This window comes from Streptomyces sp. NPDC056479 (assembly GCF_042795335.1).
In the GTDB taxonomy this organism is placed as follows: Bacteria; Actinomycetota; Actinomycetes; order Streptomycetales; family Streptomycetaceae; genus Streptomyces.
In genome coordinates this window covers 159411-179323 of the sequence record NZ_JBHTRZ010000011.1, presented here as the reverse complement: position 1 = coordinate 179323, position 19913 = coordinate 159411, and the positions used below count along the sequence as shown (strand labels likewise).

The following is a 19913-nucleotide window of genomic DNA, read 5'->3' as shown; positions in this document are numbered from 1 at the left end:
CGGGGACCGCCGCTCAGCCCGCGATCGAGTCCAGCTGTTCCGCCGCCGGGCGCAGTACCCACAGGTCGCCGCCCGGCGGCTCCTCCAGCAGCGGTACGGCCCGCTGGGCGGCCCTGTCTCCCGCGTCGGCGGCCGCGTGGACGACGTCGGTCGCCGCGTACCGGCGGAACTCCAGCTCCGGATGCGGCCAGGCGGCGGCGCCTGTCGCGGAGGGCAGCAGATAGTCCACCGCCTTGAACAGGCTCTGTCCGTCCGGTCCTCGGTAGCCCCACAGGTCCACACCGACATGCCGGCCGATGGCCGCGAGCCGGGTGTAGGCGACCAGGTCGAACGTCGAGTAGTGCCAGCTCCTGGTCCGGGTCAGCTCCTGGGGCTGGCTGCCGTCGGACGCGATCTGCGGCGCGATGCGCTTGGACCGGGCGTCCAGGACCGTTCGGCGGGCGAGGTCCTTGTCGCCGGTGGCGTAGGCGAGGCCCGCGAGCTGCATGTCGTAGAAGGTGCCGTGGTTGTTGGTGGCGGCGGCCTCCTGTTTGCCGAAGTCGCTGTTCTTGAGCCAATCACGGAAGTCGGTGTTCCACTTGGCCATGGCGGTGCGGTCCTTCGCGCTCCAGCCCGGTGCGCCGCTCTCCAGGAGGGCGAGTGCGTCGAGGACGCTGGTGTACGACTGCGAGAAGTCGATGATGCCGATCGCGCGGCCGTCGTACTTGCACGGGATGAACTGCGCGTGGTTCAGGTTCGGGTTCATCCGCGTGGCCGGATCCAGGAACCAGGTGCGCAGCACCTGCCCCGCCTTCTCGGCGTAGCGCCCATCGCCGGTGTAGTACCAGGCGAGGGAGAGGTCGTAGACGGAGTCGAAGGTCTTCTCGACGTCCTGGCGGTCGGTGCCGGAGTCCACCTCGGGGTTGCGCTCGCCGTCGCGCTGGACATAGGGGCAGCCCCAGGGGTTGTCCGGGGTCGGGGCCTTGGTGGGCCACCAGTACGGAGCCTGGCTGAGGTAGTCGTGGACATCGCCGCCGGGGGCGGGCCGGGGTTTGTCGACCACGGTCCACGGGCCCTGGTTCAGCCACTTGTCCGCGCGGACCTTCAACGCTGAGACGGCCCGGCGGAGTTGCGGGTCGCCGCGATCGAGGCGGATCTTCGTCTGCTGGAGGCGTGCGCCGTCCAGTACGGCGGTGTGCGGGACGCGAGGCGCGTGGTGGGCCTCCGTCCGGGCCGTGGCCACGGGGGCGACTGCGGTGGTGAACGCGGCCAAGGCCACCAGCAGGACGCCCAGTCGGGGGACGTGCACTCATGTCCGCTCTCCCCTGCTGCTCTTCATGGATGTGAACGACGTTCATATTTGCGTGCGATGGCCGTGAGCATGACATGCGCGTTCGGAAGTGTGAAAGGGGCGTGCGGCGACTTATTGGTTGACCCCTGCCCGGTGCTCCATGATGCTGTGTTGCGACAGATGAGATGTGTGCCGTAATGAGCAACATCAGCTTCAAGTCTCTCGACCAGCCGAGGAGTGGCCATGACGCACCAGGTCCGTGCTGTCGTCGCGCGGGGCAAGGGCGCCCCCGTCAGCCTGGAGACGATCCTCGTGCCCGACCCGGGCCCGGGTGAGGCACTGGTGAAGGTCGAGGCCTGCGGGGTCTGCCACACCGACCTGCACTATCGCGAGGGCGGCATCAACGACGACTTCCCCTTCCTGCTCGGCCACGAGGCGGCCGGCGTGGTGGAGTCGGTGGGGGAGGGGGTCACCGACGTCGCCCCCGGGGACTTCGTGATCCTCAACTGGCGGGCGGTGTGCGGGCAGTGCCGGGCCTGTCTGCGCGGGCGGCCCTGGTATTGCTTCAACACCCACAACGCGAAGCAGAAGATGACCCTGCCGGACGGCACGGAGCTGTCGCCGGCGCTGGGTATCGGCGCGTTCGCCGAGAAGACGCTGGTCGCGGCCGGGCAGTGCACGAAGGTCGACCGGGCCGCCTCGGCGGCCGCCGCCGGTCTGCTGGGATGCGGGGTGATGGCGGGCATCGGCGCGGCCATCAACACCGGGAACGTGGGGCGCGGCGACTCGGTCGCCGTCATCGGCTGCGGCGGTGTCGGCGCCGCGGCCGTCGCCGGCTCGAACCTGGCGGGTGCGGCGAAGGTCATCGCCGTGGACATCGACGACCGCAAGCTGGAGACGGCCCGTTCGATGGGGGCCACACACACGGTCAACTCCCGTGAGACCGATCCGGTCGAGGCGATCCGCGAACTGACGGGTGGCTTCGGCGCCGACGTCGTCATCGAGGCGGTCGGCCGCCCTGAGACGTACCGGCAGGCCTTCTACGCCCGCGACCTGGCCGGCACCGTCGTGCTCGTGGGCGTGCCCACCCCGGAGATGAAACTGGAGCTGCCGCTGCTGGACGTCTTCGGCCGCGGCGGAGCGCTGAAGTCGTCCTGGTACGGCGACTGCCTGCCGAGCAGGGACTTCCCGATGCTGATCGACCTCTATCTCCAGGGCCGCCTCGACCTGGACGCGTTCGTCACCGAGACCATTGCGCTGGACGAGGTCGAGAAGGCCTTCGAGCGGATGCACGACGGCGACGTGCTGCGCTCGGTGGTGGTCCTGTGACGGCCGGCGCCCGCATCGAGCACCTCGTCACCTCGGGCACTTTCTCGCTGGACGGCGGCACCTGGGACGTCGACAACAACGTCTGGATCGTCGGCGACGACCACGAGGCGATCGTCATCGACGCCGCCCATGACGCGGAGGCGATCGCCGGGGCCATCGGGGACCGAACCCTGCGGGCCATCGTGTGCACGCACGCCCACAACGACCACATCGACGCCGCGCCCGAGCTGGCGGCGCGTACCGGCGCCCCGATCCTGCTCCACGGCGACGATCTGCCGCTGTGGAAACAGACCCATCCCGACCGGGCACCCGACGGCGACCTGACCGACGGACAGGTCCTCAAGGTGGCCGGTGTCGAACTGGCCGTGCTGCACACACCCGGCCACGCTCCCGGCGCGGTGTGTCTGTACGCGCCCGCCCTGACAGCTCTCTTCAGCGGCGACACCCTGTTCGCCGGTGGCCCGGGGGCGACGGGACGGTCGTACAGCCACTTCCCGACCATCGTCGAGTCGATCCGGGAGCGGCTGCTGACGCTGCCCGGCGAGACGGTCGTGCACACCGGGCACGGGGCGGCGACGACCGTCGCCGAGGAGGCGCCGCACCTCCAGGAGTGGCTCGACCGGGGCTTCTGACCGTCTCGGCGGTGCTCGTCGTGGGGCGCCCGTTCCGCCTGTTTCCGCAGGTGGTTCGGGCGTTTCGCGCTGCCCGGAGAACGCGCCGCGGGCCGGTCCGAAGCGGGCTTTTTGACGCCTTGACAACGGTTCGGAGCGGCCCCCAAACTGGCGTTGCGCCAATCGCAATCCGTTTCGCTATACGCACCCGAGGTGTCATGATGATTCCCGCGTGCCGTCTCGCGGATCTCCCGCGAGGCGAGGCCCACCGGCTCGACATCGGTCCGCCGGTCTCGGTGTTCCACACCGAGGATGGTGAACTCTTCGCCATTGACGACACCTGCACCCACCAGGACGCCTCGCTCGCCGACGGCTGGTTGGAGGGCTGTGAGGTGGAATGCCCTCTGCATGCCTCGAAGTTCGACCTGAGGACCGGTGCGGTCGACGCACCGCCGGCCAAGCTCCCGGTCCGGACCCATGAGGTCGTCGTCGAGGAGGGCATGGTCTACGTCCAGCTCTCCCTGGACGCGCCCAACCTGCCGCCCTGCATCGCAGCCCGGCTCGCCGGAGGTCCCGCGTGAGGACCGTCGCCGTGGTCGGCGCCTCGCTGGCCGGCCTGTCGGCGGCGCGTTCGCTGCGCAAACAGGGCTACGACGGACGGCTGGTCGTCATCGGGGACGAGCTGCACCGTCCGTACGACCGGCCCCCGCTGTCCAAGGAGTTCCTCACCGGCTCACTTGGCGAGGCCGAGCTGGCGCTGGAGTCGGACGACGAGGATCTGCGGGTCGAGTGGCTGCTCGGCAGCCGCGCCGTCGGACTGGACGGCACCGACCGTGCCGTCCGGCTGGCCGACGGGAATCAGGTGCGCGCCGACGGCATCGTCGTCGCGACCGGTGCCGCGGCCCGCACCCTGCCCGGCTCCGAGGGCCTGGCCGGGGTGCACACCCTGCGCACCCTGGACGACGCCCGCGCCCTGCGGGACGAACTGGCCCTCGGCGGACGGCTGGTGGTCATCGGCGGCGGCTTCATCGGCGCCGAGGTCGCCTCCACCGCGTACGCCCTCGGGCTCGACGTGACGGTCGTGGAGGTGGCCCCGACGCCGCTCGCCGGGCCGCTCGGCGAGACCATGGGCGCACTCGTCTCCGCCCTCCACGCGGACCACGGCGTACGGCTGTTGTGCGGGGTGGGCGTCAAGGGACTCAGCGGTGAGACCCGGGTCGACGCCGTCCTGCTGGAGGACGGCCGCACCCTCCCCGCCGACATCGTCGTGGTCGGGGTGGGCGCACGCCCGTGCGTCGAGTGGCTGGAGGGCTCCGGCGTCGCACTCGACAACGGCGTCAAGTGCGGCGCGGACGGCCGCACCAGCCTGGCCGGTGTGGTCGCGGTCGGCGACTGCGCCAACTGGTACGACCCGCGGGCCGGTCTGCACCGGCGCGTCGAGCACTGGACCGGTGCGCGCGAACGCCCCGACGCCGCGGTCGCCACGCTGCTGGCGGGCGGTGCGCTGGAACCGGGCGTGCCCCGGCCGCCGTACTTCTGGTCCGATCAGTACGGCGTGAAGATCCAGTTCGCCGGCCACGCGGCGGGTGCCGACAGCGTGACCGTCGAGGCGGGCGCCGCGGCAGACCGCGATGTCCTGGCCGTCTACCGGCGGGCCGGGGTCCCGGTCGCCGTGCTCGGGATGAACCAGCCGCGGCTGTTCACCCGCTTCCGCAAGCAGATCGCGGCAGCGACGTCTTGACATCGCCCTTGGGCCATCCCATGCTGCGGTTTCACATGGCGCGCAGCGTTGCTCCATACACAACGCCGTCCGGAGTCGCTCTTCCCGGCGCGTGAATGACCCCTCAACGACGTTCGACGAGGAGTGCACCGTGACCTCGACCAGCCTGCCGGACAGTCTGATCGCCACCCTCCCCGGCACCGCCTACACCGATCCGGCGGTCTTCGCCCAGGAGCAGGAGCACATATTCGAGACCATGTGGTTCTGCGCCGTCCGCGCCGCCGACCTGGCGCGGCCCGGCGCCTTCCGCACGGTCGACGTGGGCCGCGAGAGCATCCTCGTCACCCGGGCCCGGGACAACAGCGTGCGGGCGTACTTCAATGTGTGCCGGCACCGCGGCGCCAAGCTGTGCACGGAGGAGACCGGCGAGGTCAAGCGGGCCTTCCAGTGCCCGTACCACGCCTGGACGTACGACCTGAACGGCAAGCTCGTCGCGGCGCCCAACCTCACCAAGATGCCCGATGTCGGCCGCACCGAGTACGGCCTGGTGAGCGTGGCCGTGCGCGAATGGCTCGGCTATGTCTGGGTGTGCCTCGCCGAGAACCCGCCCTCCTTCGAGGAGGAGGTCATGGGAGAGGTCGTCGCCCGGCTCGGCGACGTCGAGTCGATCGACCACTACGACATCGACACCCTCTCGGTCGGCCGGCGGATCGTCTACGACGTCAAGGCGAACTGGAAGCTCATCATCGAGAACTTCATGGAGTGCTACCACTGCGCCACCATCCACCCCGAACTCACCGAGGTGCTACCGGAGTTCGCGGACGGTTACGCCGCGCAGTACTACGTCGGACACGGTGCCGAGTTCGGCGAGGGCGTCCAGGGTTTCACCGTCGACGGCTCCGAGGGGCTCGACCGCATTCCCGGGGTCGCCGAGGACCAGGACCGCCGCTACTACGCGATCACCGTCAGGCCCCAGGTGTTCATCAACCTCGTCCCGGACCATGTGATCTTCCACCGGATGTATCCGGTGTCCGTGGACCGCACGATCGTCGAGTGCGACTGGCTGTATCTCCCGCACGTCGTGGAGAGCGGCAAGGACGTCAGCAGGTCCGTGGAACTCTTCGACCGGGTCAACCGCCAGGACTTCGAGGCGTGCGAGCGCACGCAGCCCGGGATGAGCTCCCGGATGTACGCCAAGGGCGGAGTGCTGGTGCCCAGCGAGCACCACATCGGTGCCTTCCACGACTGGGTGACCGAGCGACTCGGTGCTCCCCGTCCCTAGTCGGGCGGGTCAGCCCAGGTAGCCCATCCGGTGGCTGATCTCCTGGGCGCCCTTGAGGAGCATCGGGGAGAGCTCGTGCAGGCGCTCCTCGGTGAGCCGGTAGGCGGGACCGGAGGCGCTGAGGGCCGCGATGACCTCGCCGTCCCGGTCGCGGACCGGGGCGGCCATGGCGTGCAGGCCGATCTCCAGCTCGTCGAGGGTGAAGGCGTAGCCGCGCTCCCGAGCGTCGGCGAGGTTCTTCTCCAGCTTCGTCTTCGCGGTGATGGTGTGGGGGGTGACCTTCTTCATCCCGGCCGCGGTCAGCACGGCGGTGCGCTCCTTCGTGGGGAGGTGGGCCAGCAGGATCTTGCCGCTCGACGTGGCGTGCAGCGGAGTCAGCTGACCGACCCAGTTCTGCGCGGTGACCGCACCCGGGCCGCGCACCTGGTACAGGTTGATCGCGTAGTGCTCCTGCATGACCGCGATGTTGACCGTCTCGCCGAGCTCCTCGGCGAGACGCTCGCAGACCGGGCGGCCCTGCTGGGTGATGTCGATACGGCCGGTGACCGCACCGGCCAGCCGCACGATGCCGAAGCCGAGCCGGTACTTGCCGCGCTCGCCCGCCTGCTCGACCAGACCGCGCGCCTCCAGGGCGCCGAGCAGGCGGAAGGCGGTGGACTTGTGCACGTCGATCTCGCCCGCCACCTCGCTGACACCGGCCTCGCCACGCTGGGCGAGGATCTCCAGGACGCTGATGGCCCGGTCGACCGACTGCACTCCGCCGGCCTGCGTGTTCGACGTTTCCGCGTCAGGGCTGTAGTTGCTCACAGTGAAACTATACGCGTAGTAAACAACGTCACCACAAGTAACCGCGTCGAAATGCGACCGTCGGAAGTTGCGTCGTTCGCAACCTGGTGCGTATAGCGATACCGGCGCTAGCATGCCTCGCGTATCAAACGGCGCGAGCGAGACGAGGCACCATGGCTCCTGTGCACTACGACTTCGTCATCGTCGGCGGTGGTTCGGCCGGCAGCGCACTGGCGAACAGGCTCTCCGCGGACCCGGCGAACCGGGTGCTGGTGCTGGAGGCGGGCCGCTCCGACTATCCGTGGGATGTCTTCATCCACATGCCCGCGGCGCTGACTTATCCGATCGGCAGCCGGTTCTACGACTGGAAGTACGAGTCCGAGCCCGAGCCCCACATGGGCGGCCGCCGCGTCTATCACGCCCGCGGCAAGGTACTGGGCGGCTCCAGCAGCATCAACGGCATGATCTTCCAGCGCGGCAACCCCATGGACTACGAGCGCTGGGCGGCCGACGCGGGCATGGAGACCTGGGACTACGCGCACTGTCTGCCGTATTTCCGGCGGATGGAGAACTGTCTCGCGGCCGACCCGGACGACGAGTTCCGCGGCCACGACGGTCCCCTCGTCCTGGAGCGCGGCCCCGCCACCAACCCGCTCTTCACCGCCTTCCAGAAGGCCACCGAGGAGGCCGGCTACGCGCCCACCGACGACGTCAACGGCTATCGGCAGGAAGGCTTCGCCAAGTTCGACCGCAACGTCCATCGCGGACGCCGGCTGTCGGCCTCGAAGGCGTACCTCAAGCCCGCGATGAAGCGGCCCAACCTTGACGTCAGGACCCGCACCCTCGTCACCCGCGTCCTCTTCGAGGGCAAGCGGGCCGTCGGCGTCGAGTACCGGCGCGGCCGGGGCGCGCCCCAGCAGGTCCGCGCCCGCGAGGTCATCCTGTGCGGCGGCGCGATCAACTCCCCGCAGCTGCTTCAGCTCTCCGGCGTCGGCAACGCCGAGGAACTGCGCGCCCTCGGCATCGACGTGGTGCACGACCTGCCGGGCGTCGGCGAGAACATGCAGGACCATCTGGAGGTCTACGTCCAGTACGCCTGCAAGCAGCCGGTGTCCATGCAGCCGTACATGGCGAAGTGGCGTGCCCCCTTCATCGGGTTGCAGTGGCTCTTCCGCAAGGGCCCGGCCGCCACCAACCACTTCGAGGCCGGCGGCTTCGCCCGCAGCAACGAGGACGTGGCCTACCCCAACCTGATGTTCCACTTCCTGCCGGTCGCGGTCCGCTACGACGGCTCCTCGCCCGCAGGCGGCCACGGCTACCAGGTGCACGTCGGGCCCATGTACTCCGACGCCATCGGCTCGGTGAAGATCAAGAGCAAGGACCCGCGCGAGCACCCGGCGCTCCGCTTCAACTACCTCTCCACCGAGCAGGACCGCCGGGAGTGGGTCGAGGCGATCCGCGTGGCCCGGGGCATCCTCAACCAGCCCGCGCTCGCCCCCTACAACGGCGGCGAGGTCTCGCCCGGTCCGAAGGTGGCGACGGACGAGGAGGTCCTCGCCTGGGTCGCCAAGGAGGGCGAGACCGCCCTGCACCCGTCCTGCACCTGCAAGATGGGCACCGACGAGATGGCGGTCGTCGACCCGACGAGCCTGCGGGTGCACGGAGTCGAGGGCCTGCGTGTCGTGGACGCCTCCGTCATGCCCTACGTCACCAACGGCAACATCTACGCGCCGGTGATGATGGTCGCCGAGAAGGCCGCCGACCTGATCCTCGGCAAGGAGCCGCTCGCGCCGTCGAAGGCCGTGTACTACCGCCACCATGACGCCCAGAAGCAGGCGGAGTAGGCATTGGGCGCCGCAGGTCTCCGGGCGCTGCTGAGCAGTGTCCGCTACGAGGTGCTGCCCGCGAGGCCGACCGAGGACAAGGTCCTCGCCCATGTGCCGCGCGACGTCGTCGTCACCGTGACGGCGTCGCCGGTCAAGGGCCTGGAGCCGACCCTCGACCTCACCGCCCGGCTCGCGGCGCACGGCTACCGGGTCGTCCCGCACGTGCCGGCCCGGCTGTTGCGGGACGACGCCCATCTGAAGGAGGTCGTCGACCGGCTGCGCGAGAGCGGCGTCGACGACCTCTTCGTACCGGCCGGCGACGCTGATCCGCCGGCGGGATCCTACGAGGGCGCCTTGCCCGTGCTGCGCAGTCTTGGCGAGCTGGGCAGCCCCTTCGCGCACCTCGGCGTCACCGGCTACCCCGAGAGCCATCCCCTCATCCACGACGACGTCACCGTCCAGTCCATGTGGGACAAGCGCGAGCATGCCACGTACCTCGTGAGCAACCTCTGCTTCGATCCGCGGGTGCTGGGGGACTGGATCGGCCGGATACGGCGCCGGGGCATCGCCCTGCCCCTCCATGTGGGGGTCGCCGGGCCCGTGCAGCGGGCCAAGCTGCTGGCGATGGCGACGAAGATCGGCGTGGGGGAGTCGACGCGCTTCCTGACGAAGCACCCCTCCTGGTTTCTGCGCTTCGCGGCGCCCGGCGGCTACGCGCCCGACAGGCTGCTGCGACGTGCCGAAGCGGCCCTCACCGACCCATCGGCAGGGGTGGCGGGTCTGCACGTGTTCACCTTCAACCAGATAGCGGAGACCGAACGGTGGCGCCGTGCCCTGCTGGAAGGACTGGGTGGCTGAAACTGGGTAGGGGAGTGGGATGGCACCCGTCCCCACCTGGCAACTGACCCACAGCTTCACCAGCGCGTCCGGTGACGTCCGCTGGGACCGGCTGGGCCGGCCGGACCGCCCGCCCGTCGTCCTTCTGCACGGCACGCCGTTCTCCTCCTACGTCTGGCGTGCCGTCGCCCGCTCGCTCGCCCGGCACCATCAGGTGTTCGTCTGGGACATGCCCGGCTACGGGACGTCAGAGAAGGCGGCGGGCCAGGAGGTGTCGCTCGCCGCGCAGGGCCGGGTCTTCACCGAACTCCTGGGCCACTGGGGCCTCACGGAACCGCTCGTGGTGGCCCATGACTTCGGCGGGGCCGTCGCCCTGCGCGCCCATCTGCTGCACGGTGCCCGCTATCGTGCCCTGGCGTTGGTGGACCCGGTGGCGCTGGCGCCCTGGGGTTCCCCGTTCTTCCGGCTCGTCGGCGAGCACTCCGACGTCTTCGAGCGGTTGCCGCCCGCACTCCACCGTGCCCTGGTCCGTGAGTACGTCGCTTCCGCCAGCAGCCCCGGTCTGCGTCCCGGAGTCCTCGACCGGCTCGTCGAGCCCTGGCTGGGCGACCTCGGCCAGGCGGCCTTCTACCGTCAGATCGCCCAGGCCGAACAGCGCCACACCGACGAGATCCAGGGCCGGTACGCCGGGATCACCATCCCGACACTCGTCTGCTGGGGCGAGGACGACACCTGGATCCCGGTGGCGAAGGGACGCGAGCTCGCCGCCCTCCTGCCCGGCGCGCAGTGGGAGCCCATCGCCGGCGCGGGGCACCTCGTCCAGGAGGACGCTCCCGCGGAACTCACCGCCGTACTCCTCGACTTCCTTCAGCGGCAGCTCTGAACGGGGGCGTCGTGCACCTTCGTATACGACATCGCGTTCGCCTTCGTAACGACGTCCCGGGCGCCGTCGTACACGAGTCAGCGGAAGACCACCGTGCGGTTGCCTTCCACCATCACGCGGCTCTCGCTGTGCCACTTCACCGCGTGCGCGAGCACCTGCGCCTCCACGTCCCGGCCGACCGTGACCAGCGCGTCGGGGTCCAGCGAGTGGTCCACCCGGACAACGTCCTGCTCGATGATCTGGCCCTCGTCCAGATCCGGCGTCACATAGTGGGCCGTCGCGCCGACCAGTTTCACCCCGCGCGCGTAGGCCTGTTCATAGGGGCGCGCGCCCTTGAAGCTGGGGAGGAAGGAGTGGTGGATGTTGATCGCGCGGCCCTCCAGCTGCTTGCACAGGTCGTCGGAGAGGATCTGCATGTAGCGGGCCAGCACCACCAGATCGATGTCCAGCTCGTGCACGAGCTCCAGCAGCCGCGCCTCGGCCTCCGGCTTGGTCTCCTTGGTCACCGGCACATGGTGGAAGGGGATGCCGTAGGTCTGCGCGAGCCCCTCGAAGTCCCGGTGGTTGGAGACGATCGCGGGGATCTCGATGTTCAGGGCGCCGGTGCGCCGGCGGAAGAGCAGGTCGTTCAGGCAGTGGCCGAACTTGGACACCATGATGAGCGTCCGCGTCGGTGTGGCCGCCTCGGCCAGGGCCCAGGAGATGCGGTAGGCCTGGGCGACGGGACCGAAGCGGTAACGCAGGCTTTCCAGGCCGGCGTCCGGGTCGGAGACGTCGAAGTGGACCCGCATGAAGAAGCGGTCCTGAAGTCGGTCGTCGAACTGCTGGCTTTCCAGGATGTTTCCGGAGTTCCGGACGAGAAAGCCGCTCACGGCGTGGACCAGACCGGCGCTGTCGGGACAGGAAAGGGTGAGGACGAACTCACGGCCAGGGCGCGGTCGAGAGGGCTTGGTGGACACGTCGACCTCCGTCGGTGCGTATTGCACAACATGGTGAGCGATACGCAACATGGTCGGGTCGGTGCCCCCTGCGGTCAAGGGTGGCAGGGTAAGTGGTCACGCGGTGAAATCGTCACCGGCCAACCCCTTGACGTCTGTCTGGACATTCGCCAGGGTGTTCCACCACAAGCAATCGAGTGCACGATGCGCAACGAATTTCGTTGAAAGGCTCGGCGCGTGGCAGACCTGTACGTGGATGGCGAATGGCGGGATCCGGTGGCCGGCGGGCGCCGGGAGATTCGATGTCCCGCCGACGGCACGCCCGTGGCGACCGTCTCGGAGGCGACCCGTGCCGACACCGAGGCGGCGATCACCGCGGCCCGCCGCGCCTTCGACGAGGGGCCGTGGCCGAGCACCCCCGAGCGTGAGCGCGGCGCTCTGCTGCTGCGCACAGCCGACCTCATCGAGCGCGCGGCCAAGGAGTTCGCCCGCGCCGAGTCGCTGGACACCGGCAAGCGGCTGGTGGAGAGCGAGTACGACATCGCCGACATCGTCTCCTGCTTCCGTTACTACGGCGGCATCGCCGGCACCGACGCCGGCCGCGCGGTGGACACCGGCCGCGACGACGCCGTAAGCCGCGTGGTCTACGAGCCCGTTGGGGTGTGCGGACTGATCACCCCGTGGAACTACCCGCTGCTGCAAGCCAGTTGGAAAGTCGCTCCGGCGCTCCTGGCGGGCAACACGATCGTCCTCAAGCCCAGCGAACTCACTCCCTCCACCTCGATCCTGCTGATGAAGGCGCTGGAGGAGGCCGGGCTCCCGGCCGGTGCCGCCAACCTCGTCCTTGGCGCCGGACCCGAGGTGGGCGCACCGCTCTCCGAGGACCCCGCCGTCGACATGGTCTCCTTCACCGGAGGCCTCGAGACCGGCAAGCGCATCATGGCCACCGCCGCCGCGGGCGTGAAGAAGGTGGCGCTGGAACTCGGCGGCAAGAACCCCAACGTCGTCTTCGCCGACGCCGACTTCGACACGGCCGTCGACTTCGCCCTCACCGCCGTCTTCCTGCACTCCGGACAGGTCTGCTCGGCCGGCGCCCGGCTGATCGTCGAGGACTCCCTGCACGACCGCTTCGTCGACGAGGTCGTGCGCCGCGCCCGGCAGATCCGTCTCGGCGGCCCCTTCGACCCCGAGGCCGAGACCGGGGCGCTGATCTCCGCCCAGCACCGCGAGAAGGTCGAGGCGTACGTCGCCTCCGGCCTCGCCGAGGGCGCCGTACTGCGCTGCGGTGGCGCGCGACCCGACGACCCGGCGCTGGCGGGCGGCCACTACTACCTGCCCACCGTGCTCGACGAGTGCCGGCAGGACATGCGCGTGGTGCACGAGGAGTCCTTCGGCCCCGTTCTCACCGTCGAGTGCTTCACCGACGAGGACGACGCCGTACGCATCGCCAACGACACCGAGTACGGACTCGCCGGTGCCGTCTGGACGCAGGACGCCGGCAAGGCCCAGCGGGTGGCCCGGCGGCTGCGTCACGGCACGGTGTGGATCAACGACTACCACCCCTATGTGCCGCAAGCGGAATGGGGTGGCTTCGGGCATTCGGGCGTGGGCCGGGAGCTGGGACCGACCGGCCTGAACGAGTACCGCGAGCCCAAGCACATCTGGCAGAACATCCAACCCCGGCCGCAGCACTGGTTCCGCGGCTGAACGCCGAATGAGGTCGATCGTGACCACTCAGACCGAGGTGCCGCAGCGGCGCGGCACGCCCCAGGACTCGGGCTCCACCCCGGTCATCTCCGTGCGCGGGCTGTGGAAGGTGTTCGGCCCGAAGGCCGACCAGGTGCCGGAATCCGAGGAGTTGTGCGGCCTCACCCGCCGTGAGCTCATGGACCGCACCGGGTGTACCGCCGCCGTACGCGACATCCACTTCGACGTCTCGCCCGGCGAGGTCTTCGTCGTCATGGGCCTGTCCGGCTCCGGCAAGTCCACGCTGGTGCGCTGTCTGACCCGGCTGATCGAACCCACCGCCGGTGAGATCGTCTTCGAGGGCGAGGACATCCGCCAGGCCGACGCCGGGCGCCTGCGCGAGCTGCGGCGCCGCAAGTTCTCCATGGTCTTCCAGCACTTCGGTCTGCTGCCCCACCGCCGCGTCGTCGACAACGTGGCGTTCGGGCTGGAGATCCGGGGCATGAGCCGGGCCGAGCGCGTCAAGCGGGCCCAGGAGGTCGTCGAACTGGTCGGTCTCGCCGGTTACGAGAACTCCTACCCCGACCAGCTGTCCGGCGGTATGCAGCAACGCGTCGGCCTCGCCCGGGCGTTGGCGGGCGACCCGGACGTGCTCTTCTTCGACGAGCCGTTCTCCGCGCTCGACCCGCTGATCCGCCGCGACATGCAGAACGAGGTCATCCGTCTGCACCACGAGGTCGGCAAGACCATGGTGTTCATCACCCACGACCTCTCCGAGGCACTCAAGCTCGGCGACCGCATCCTCATCATGCGCGACGGCAAAATGGTCCAGTGCGGCACCGGCGACGAACTCGTGGGCGCCCCCGCCGATGACTACGTACGCGAGTTCGTCAAGGACGTGCCGCGCGGCGACGTGCTGACACTGCGCTGGATCATGCGCGCCCTGGAGGACGGCGACGAGCTGGACGGCCCCGAGCTGGGACCGGACGTGGTGGTGCGCGAGGCCACCCGCGCCGTGCTGGCCGCCGAGAAGCCGGTCAAGGTCGTCGAGAACGGCAAGCTGCTCGGCATCGTCGGCGACGAGGAGATCCTCGCGGTGGTCGCCGGACGGGAAGGCGACGCGTGATGACCGTCGCGATGGAGAAACCGGAGAAGACCGGGACCGTCGAGGAGCGGCCCCCTGCGCTGAAGACCGAGCGCGGGATCAGCCGGTCCACGGTGGTCGCCGTGATCCTCGTGCTCTGGCTGGCGCTGTTCTTCGTGCTGCGCGGCAAGCAGACCCTTTCCCTGGCGGCGGCGGACCTCACCGATCTGCACCGATGGTTCAACGACGTCAACGACTCGATCGGCGCCGATCGCAACTCCAACCCGCTCTTCCTGTACTTCTTCAACGAGATCCGGCTGGTCATCGACTCGCTGGTGACCTTCGTGCAGGAACTGATCTCGCAGCCCTCCGCCGGCCGCCCCGTCCCGCAGATCGGCTGGCTCGGGGTCGTCGGCATCGCCGGCTATGTCTCCTGGGCCGTGGGCAACTGGCGGGTCGCGCTGCTGGCGGTGGCCGGCTTCACCTTCCTGGGCCTTCAGGGGCTGTGGCAGGAGAGCATGGACACCCTCGCGCTGACGGTGTCCGCCGTCCTCGTGGCGCTGCTGTTCGCGATCCCGCTGGGCGTGTGGGCGGGGCTGTCCGACCGGTTCAACCGGATCATGACGCCCTTCCTGGACTTCATGCAGACCATGCCCACCTTCGTCTACCTGGCCCCGCTGACCCTGTTCTTCCTCATCGGCCCGGCCTCCGCCACCATCGCCACGCTGATCTACGCGGCGCCGCCCGCCATCCGCATCACCGCGCACGCCATCCGTTCCGTGCCCAAGACCACGGTCGAGGCGGCCGACTCGCTCGGCGCCACCCGACGGCAGACCCTGACGAAGGTGCTGCTGCCGATGTCCAAGCGGACCGTGGTGATGGGCGTCAACCAGACCATCATGGCCGCCCTCGCCATGGTGACCATCGCCGCGCTGATCGACGCGCCCGGCCTCGGCAAGACCGTCGTCCAGGCCCTCCAGTCGCTCGACGTCGGCACCGCCTTCAACGCGGGTCTGGCCATCGTCGTCATGGCCATCGTGCTGGACCGGGTCACCACCGCGGCGAGCGCACGCGAGGAGGCGGCCCGGCGTACGAAGAACCGTTTCCTGACCTGGCGGCGTCCGCTGCTGGGCGCGGGCGCGGTCGTCACGGTGGTCCTGATCTACCTCTCGCACACCTACCTGTGGGCGGCCGAGTTCCCCGGCGAGGGAGGCGTGGGCAGCGCCATCTCCAGCGGGGCGGACAGCGTGACCACCTGGGCGCAGGACAACCTGTCCGGCCTCACCAACGCGATCCGCGACGCCCTCACCAACGGCCTGCTCAACCCCTTCCAGACACTGCTCACGGACTCCCCGTGGTGGCTCGTCGGCGCGGCCCTGATCGCGCTCGCCGTCGTCCTCGGGGGCTGGCGCGCCGGCATCACCACGGCCGTCTGTGTGGGCCTGCTCGTCGGAACCGGCGTGTGGTCCGACAGCATGACGACACTGGCGTCGACCGTCGTCGCCACCGTGCTGGTGATGCTGCTCGGCGTCGGCTTCGGCGTGTGGATGGGCCGCAACGCCCTCGTCGACCGGCTGCTGAGGCCCAGCCTGGACGCGGCACAGGTCATGCCGCCGTTCGTCTATCTCGTGCCGTTCCTCGCGCTGTTCGGCGCGACCCGGTTCACGGCCATCGTCGCCGCCGTCGTCTACGCGGCACCCGTCGCCATGAAGATCATCGCGGACGGGGTGCGCAACGTGCCCGCCACCACCGTGGAGGCGGCCACCTCCGCCGGGTGCAGCACCTGGCAGATCATCACCAAGGTCCAGCTGCCGATGGCGCGCAGCGCCCTGACTCTCGCCACCAACCAGGGCCTGATCTATGTGCTGTCGATGGTCGTGGTGGGCGGCCTGGTGGGTGCGGGCGCCCTCGGCTACGACGTCGTGGCCGGCTTCTCGCAGGGCCAGCTGTACGGGAAGGGGCTCGCCGCGGGGCTCGCCATCGTCCTTCTCGGAGTCATGTTCGACCGGATCACTCAGGCAGCGGCTCGCCGCACCAGCGCATAAGGAGCACCACACCATGGCAAGACACTGGCGAGCAGGGGCGGCCGGCCTGGCGGTCCTCGGCCTCACCCTCACGGCCTGCGGCGGCGCGAAGGTCGGTGACGACTCCGCGGGGTCCGGCTCGGGCGACTCCGGCAAGTGCGGCACCTTCAACCTGGCGGTCAATCCGTGGGTGGGTTACGAGGCCAACGCGGCGGTCGTCGCCTACGTCGCGGAACACGACCTCGGCTGCAAGGTCAACCAGAAGGACCTCAAGGAGGAGATCGCCTGGCAGGGCTTCGGGACGGGCGAGGTCGACGCCGTCATCGAGAACTGGGGCCACGACGACCTGAAGAAGAAGTACATCACCGACCAGAAGACGGCCGTCGACGCCGGCGCGACCGGCAACAAGGGGCTCATCGGCTGGTACGTACCGCCGTGGCTGGCCAAGGCGCACCCCGACATCACCGACTGGAACAACCTCGACAAGTACGCGGCCGAGTTCAAGACCTCCGAGTCGGGCGGAAAGGGCCAGCTGCTCGACGGCGACCCGTCGTTCGTCACCAACGACGAGGCCCTCGTGAAGAACCTGAAGCTGGACTACAAGGTGGTGTACGCGGGCAGTGAGACCGCGCTCATCCAGGCCTTCCGCAAGGCGGAGAAGAACAAGGAATGGGTGATCGGCTACTTCTACGAGCCGCAGTGGTTCATGTCCGAGGTGCCGCTCGTCAAGGTCAAGCTGCCCGAGTACAAGGAGGGTTGCGACACCGACGCGGAGAAGGTCGCCTGCGACTATCCCGTGTACGAACTGGACAAGATCGTCAGCGCGAAGTTCGCCAAGTCGGGCAGCCCCGCCTATGACCTGGTGAAGAACTTCACCTGGACCAACGACGACCAGAACACCGTGGCGAAGTACATAGCGGTGGACAAGATGGCCCCCGAGGCGGCGGCCAAGAAGTGGGTCGAGGCCAACCGCGACAAGGTGGACGCCTGGATCAAGTAGCCCCTTGAGGAACGCCCGGTGGGCGGTGCGCGCAGACGCGCACCGCCCACCGGGCATTGCTGTTTTCCGGGCCGTTTCCCGACGTCACCGGGCCTCTTGACACCCACTTGCACGGCAGGCACATTGAGTTGCGCAACCTGAATCACGTTGCGTAGAAAGCAACTGAACCGGAGGTGCGGCGATGGCGGGACCCCGAGTGGTCATCATCGGAGCGGGCGTCGTGGGCGCGGCACTCGCGGACGAGATCTCCGCACGAGGCTGGACCGAAGTGACCGTGGTCGACCAGGGCCCGCTCCCCGCCACCGGGGGCTCCAGCTCGCACGCCCCGGGTCTGGTCTTCCAGACCAACTCCTCCAAGACCATGACCGAGCTGGCCCGCTACACCGTCGAGAAGTTCTGCTCCCTCGACGTCGACGGCAAGCCCTGCTTCCTCCAGGTCGGCGGCCTTGAAGTCGCGACCACCCCCGAGCGCCTCACGGAACTGCACCGCCGCCACGGCTGGATCACCGCCTGGGGCATCGAGTCCCGGCTGCTGACCGCCGACGAATGCCTCGAGCAACACCCCCTGGTCGACCGGGACAAGGTCCTCGGCGGCCTCCTCGTCCCGACGGACGGACTCGCCAAGGCCGTCCTCGCCGTCGAGGCGCAGATCCGCCGGGCCACCGAGCGCGGCGTACGCTTCCTCGCCCGCCACGAGGTCCTCGACGTCCTCAAGGCCGACGGCGAGGTGACCGGCGTCCTGACCGACCAGGGCGAGATCCCCGCCGACATCGTCGTGTGCTGCGCCGGCATCTGGGGCCCGAGGATCGCCCGCATGGTCGGCATGAACCTCCCGCTCACACCGCTCGCCCACCAACTCGCCTGGACCGGCCCGATCCCGGCCCTCGCCGGCCAGACCCAGGAGGCGGTCCGCCCGATCCTGCGTCACCAGGACGCCGACCTCTACTACCGCGACCGCTTCGACGGCATCGGCATCGGCTACTACGGCCACCGCCCGATGCCGATCTCCGCCGACGACATCCTCTCCGTGGACGAGGCCCACGAGATGCCGTCGGTGCTGAAGTTCACCGAGGAGGACTTCGAGGACGCCTGGACCGAGACCCAGTCCCTGCTGCCGGCGACGCGCGAGGCGAAGATCGAGGAGGGCATCAACGGCCTCTTCTCCTTCACCACCGACAACTTCCCCCTCCTCGGCCAGTCCCCGGACGTGAGGGGCTTCTGGGTCGCCGAGGCCGTCTGGGTCACCCACTCCGCGGGCGTGGGCCGGGCGATGGCCGAGTGGTTGGTCGACGGCCACTGCTCGTCCTTCGACCTGCACGAGTGCGACGTCAACCGCTTCGAGCCACACCAGCTCTCCCCGGAGTACGTCCTGGCCCGCGACTGCCAGAACTTCGTCGAGGTCTACGACATCCTCCACCCCCTCCAGCCGTCCGGGCACCCGCGCCCGATCCGCACCAGCCCCTTCCACCCCCGTCAGCAGGAGCACGGCGCCTTCTTCCTGGAGGCGAACGGCTGGGAACGCCCGCAGTGGTACGAGGCCAACGCGCCGCTGGTCGAGGGGCGTTCGGTGCCCACCCCGAACGACTGGGCGGCCCAGTACTGGTCGCCCATCGTCGGCGCCGAGGCCCAGGCCACCCGCGAGACCGTCGCGATGTACGACATGACGGCCCTCAAGCGCCTGGAGGTGAGCGGCCCCGGCGCCGCCGACCTCCTGGAGCGCCTGTGCACCGGCAAGGTCGCCAAGTCCGTCGGCTCGGTCACCTACACCCTGCTCCTCGACCACGACGGCGGCATCCGCAGCGACATCACCGTGGCCCGCTTGGCCCGCGACCTCTTCCAGGTCGGCGCCAACGGCAACCTCGACCTCGACTGGTTCACCCGCCACCTCCCCGCCGACGGCACGGTCCAGGTCCGCGACATCACCCCCGGGACCTGCTGCGTCGGCCTGTGGGGCCCGCTCGCCCGCAAGGTCCTCCAGCCCCTGACGGACGAGGACTTCTCGAACGACGGCCTCAAGTACTTCCGCGCCAAGCGCGCCTGCATCGGCAGCGTCCCGGTGACGGCGATGCGGCTGTCGTACGTCGGTGAGCTCGGCTGGGAGCTGTACACCACCGCCGACCAGGGCCTGAAACTGTGGGACACCCTGTGGCAGGCGGCCAGGCCGCTCGGCGGCGTCATCGCCGGCCGCGGCGCCTTCAACAGCCTTCGCCTGGAGAAGGGTTACCGCTCCTTCGGCACCGACATGACCTACGAGCACGACCCCTACGAGGCCGGCGTCGGCTTCGCCGTCAAGCCCGACAAGGGCGACTTCATCGGGAAGGCGGCCCTGGAACGCCGTAGGGCCGACGTCCGACGCAAACTGACCTGCCTCACCATCGACGACCCGCAGTCGGTCGTCATGGGCAAGGAGCCGGTGTACGACGGCGACCGCGCGGTCGGCTATGTCACCAGCGCCGCGTACGGGTACACGATCGGCAAGGGGATCGCGTACGCGTGGCTGCCGGCGGAACTGGCGGTCGCGGGAACCGCGCTGCACATCGGCTACTTCGACCGGCGTGTCTCGGCCGTGGTCGCCGAAGAGCCGCTGTTCGACCCGACCATGTCCCGTCTTCGGGGTTGAACCACTCGTAGTGGATG

The 19913-nt window shown here is 69.5% G+C and carries 16 protein-coding genes; 13 read left to right on the top strand and 3 right to left on the bottom strand.

Annotated elements, in window-relative coordinates; translation table 11 throughout:
* Positions 1–13: 13 nt before the first annotated feature.
* A complete protein-coding gene (locus ACFQ6S_RS36555) occupies positions 14–1288 on the bottom strand; it encodes an alginate lyase family protein (RefSeq protein ID WP_383419314.1) in 1275 nt (424 codons plus the stop codon).
* Between the two features lie 225 nt (positions 1289–1513).
* Here ACFQ6S_RS36555 and ACFQ6S_RS36550 point away from each other — a divergent pair, with 225 nt between their 5' ends.
* The 5 genes from ACFQ6S_RS36550 to ACFQ6S_RS36530 all read left to right on the top strand — a co-directional run bounded on the left by ACFQ6S_RS36550 (position 1514) and on the right by ACFQ6S_RS36530 (position 6212).
* Positions 1514–2599 carry an S-(hydroxymethyl)mycothiol dehydrogenase gene (locus ACFQ6S_RS36550; RefSeq protein ID WP_383419313.1) on the top strand — a complete coding sequence of 362 codons (1086 nt, stop codon included), beginning with the start codon at positions 1514–1516 and terminating at the stop codon, positions 2597–2599.
* Entirely contained in the window at positions 2596–3231 is a 636-nt protein-coding gene (locus ACFQ6S_RS36545) for an MBL fold metallo-hydrolase (protein WP_383419311.1), read from the top strand. The genes ACFQ6S_RS36550 and ACFQ6S_RS36545 overlap by 4 nt, the downstream gene beginning before the upstream one ends.
* Positions 3232–3428: 197 nt before the next feature.
* A complete protein-coding gene (locus ACFQ6S_RS36540) occupies positions 3429–3791 on the top strand; it encodes a bifunctional 3-phenylpropionate/cinnamic acid dioxygenase ferredoxin subunit (protein ID WP_383419309.1) in 363 nt (120 codons plus the stop codon).
* Entirely contained in the window at positions 3788–4951 is a 1164-nt protein-coding gene (locus ACFQ6S_RS36535) for an NAD(P)/FAD-dependent oxidoreductase (RefSeq protein WP_383419307.1), read from the top strand. Before ACFQ6S_RS36540 ends, ACFQ6S_RS36535 begins: the two co-directional genes overlap by 4 nt.
* Before the next feature lie 130 nt (positions 4952–5081).
* The gene (locus ACFQ6S_RS36530) at positions 5082–6212 is read left to right on the top strand and encodes an aromatic ring-hydroxylating dioxygenase subunit alpha (RefSeq protein WP_383419305.1); all 1131 of its coding nucleotides are present in this window, start codon (positions 5082–5084) and stop codon (positions 6210–6212) included.
* A gap of 9 nt (positions 6213–6221) precedes the next feature.
* Here ACFQ6S_RS36530 and ACFQ6S_RS36525 read toward each other — a convergent pair whose 3' ends face one another.
* Positions 6222–6968 (bottom strand): IclR family transcriptional regulator, encoded by a 747-nt coding sequence (locus ACFQ6S_RS36525; RefSeq protein ID WP_383419731.1) that lies wholly within the window; start codon positions 6966–6968, stop codon positions 6222–6224.
* A 203-nt stretch (positions 6969–7171) separates the two neighbouring features.
* Between ACFQ6S_RS36525 and betA the strand changes: the two genes are divergently transcribed.
* From betA to ACFQ6S_RS36510, 3 genes are read left to right on the top strand one after another with little or no spacing between them, the layout of a single operon-like run.
* A complete protein-coding gene (gene betA, locus ACFQ6S_RS36520; protein ID WP_383419303.1) occupies positions 7172–8842 on the top strand; it encodes a choline dehydrogenase in 1671 nt (556 codons plus the stop codon).
* Between the two features lie 3 nt (positions 8843–8845).
* Positions 8846–9682, top strand: a complete 837-nt coding sequence (locus ACFQ6S_RS36515) for a 5,10-methylenetetrahydrofolate reductase (protein ID WP_383419301.1) — start codon at positions 8846–8848, stop codon at positions 9680–9682.
* A 19-nt stretch (positions 9683–9701) separates the two neighbouring features.
* Entirely contained in the window at positions 9702–10544 is an 843-nt protein-coding gene (locus ACFQ6S_RS36510; RefSeq protein ID WP_383419299.1) for an alpha/beta fold hydrolase, read from the top strand.
* 77 nt (positions 10545–10621) lie between these two features.
* Here the strand turns inward: ACFQ6S_RS36510 and purU are convergent, their stop codons facing one another.
* Complete coding sequence (gene purU, locus ACFQ6S_RS36505) at positions 10622–11503, bottom strand: formyltetrahydrofolate deformylase (RefSeq protein WP_383419297.1); 882 nt, start codon at positions 11501–11503, stop codon at positions 10622–10624.
* Positions 11504–11719: 216 nt separating this feature from the next.
* Here purU and ACFQ6S_RS36500 point away from each other — a divergent pair, with 216 nt between their 5' ends.
* The 5 genes from ACFQ6S_RS36500 (at position 11720) to ACFQ6S_RS36480 (ending at position 19896) form a co-directional block, all read left to right on the top strand.
* A complete protein-coding gene (locus tag ACFQ6S_RS36500) occupies positions 11720–13189 on the top strand; it encodes an aldehyde dehydrogenase family protein (RefSeq protein WP_383419295.1) in 1470 nt (489 codons plus the stop codon).
* A 7-nt stretch (positions 13190–13196) separates the two neighbouring features.
* A complete protein-coding gene (locus ACFQ6S_RS36495; RefSeq protein WP_383419293.1) occupies positions 13197–14294 on the top strand; it encodes a glycine betaine/L-proline ABC transporter ATP-binding protein in 1098 nt (365 codons plus the stop codon).
* Complete coding sequence (locus ACFQ6S_RS36490; RefSeq protein WP_383419291.1) at positions 14294–16297, top strand: ABC transporter permease; 2004 nt, start codon at positions 14294–14296, stop codon at positions 16295–16297. Before ACFQ6S_RS36495 ends, ACFQ6S_RS36490 begins: the two co-directional genes overlap by 1 nt.
* A 13-nt stretch (positions 16298–16310) precedes the next feature.
* On the top strand, positions 16311–17276 hold the full coding sequence (locus ACFQ6S_RS36485) for an ABC transporter substrate-binding protein (RefSeq protein WP_383419289.1): 966 nt from the start codon (positions 16311–16313) through the stop codon (positions 17274–17276).
* 181 nt (positions 17277–17457) lie between these two features.
* Positions 17458–19896: an FAD-dependent oxidoreductase gene (locus tag ACFQ6S_RS36480; protein ID WP_383419287.1), complete on the top strand. Its 2439-nt coding sequence runs from the start codon at positions 17458–17460 to the stop codon at positions 19894–19896.
* Positions 19897–19913 lie beyond the last annotated feature (17 nt).